At 71.2% G+C, this 1,041-nt stretch carries 1 pseudogene; it reads right to left on the bottom strand.

The features are described 5' to 3' along the window. Nucleotides 1–776, bottom strand: a pseudogene (locus tag GUY61_RS38550) (hypothetical protein); the annotation flags it as partial. Between the last annotated feature and the right edge of the window lie 265 nt (nt 777–1,041).

Raw genomic sequence — 1,041 nt, 5'->3', positions numbered from 1 at the left:
CAATTGACCGCAGGTTCGGGTCCCCGTAGGAGCCGCAAGCAAGGGCCGGTCGTGCCGGACCGGCTGTGACCTGCGGGGGTCTTCCAGGCGACCCGGGGCCGCAACGCCGTGGCCGAGCGGGCGGACTTCACCGGGGCGCTCGCCCAGTCCGCCCTACCGGGGGCGTCGGCGTTCTCGGGATGCCGCTGGACCAGGCGGCGGATGACCATGGGGGAGACGGAGTCGTCGTTCAGGTATTCCCGGAGCTGCGTCAGGTAGGTGCGGTTACGGGCCAGAGCCGGATCGGCGAACAGCGCGTCGAGACGGCCGAAGTCGGCGTAGTAGCAGATGCCTTCGGTCTCGTCACAGATCACAGCGACGGTGTCCGCGTCGAGAAGCTCTTCGGGCAGGCTGCCGAGTTCGTCAAGCGAGGGCCCGCTGTTCGTCGCCTGCGCGGCGGCCTCGTCGTCACGTGCGGCGAGGGCCTTCTCCTGCCGGTGACGGTGATACTCGCGCAATCGGACCTGCGCCTCTGCCGGGTCGAGGACGAGGAGGTCGGTGCCGAACAGTTCGACGAAGTCGGCACGGGCTTCGGCCTGCATCTCCCAGGCCCTGCGCAGCATCTCTGGATTGCGGCGCAGCAGCTGCGGATTGACAGCCAGGGTCTGGACGGCGACCTGCGCCAACTGCGAACCGCTGCCGGGCGGGTAGGTGGTGAGGTTGCCGCTGACCACCCAGGCGTCGGTGCCGGGGCGGGTAGCCGCAGGTTGGGTGCCCCGGCGGGATGCTCGGAGCATGGGGATGGCGGGAACCGCTGGGCGGTGACGGGCAGCTGGTGATCCAGACCGTGGTCCGGCTGAACCGGTAGGGCGTTGGCACACGGTCGCGGGTTGGCAGGACTCGGACGGGTACGCCGAATGCTGGGGCGGGGCGTCCACCACCGCCGCCTCGTCCCTGTCCTGCATGCTCAGGAAGAACGCCAGCAGGTGCCGCAGCTCCGGCAGGCGCGGGTGGCCGGCGGGGGCGGCGGCCGCGTCCGCGAGGGCCGCGTCGACGAGGGCG

The sequence above is a fragment of the Streptomyces sp. GC420 genome (assembly GCF_009916105.1).
In the GTDB taxonomy this organism is placed as follows: domain Bacteria; phylum Actinomycetota; class Actinomycetes; order Streptomycetales; family Streptomycetaceae; genus Streptomyces.
The sequence above is the reverse complement of the archived record's forward strand: the minus strand, read 5'-3'. Positions and strand labels throughout refer to the sequence as shown.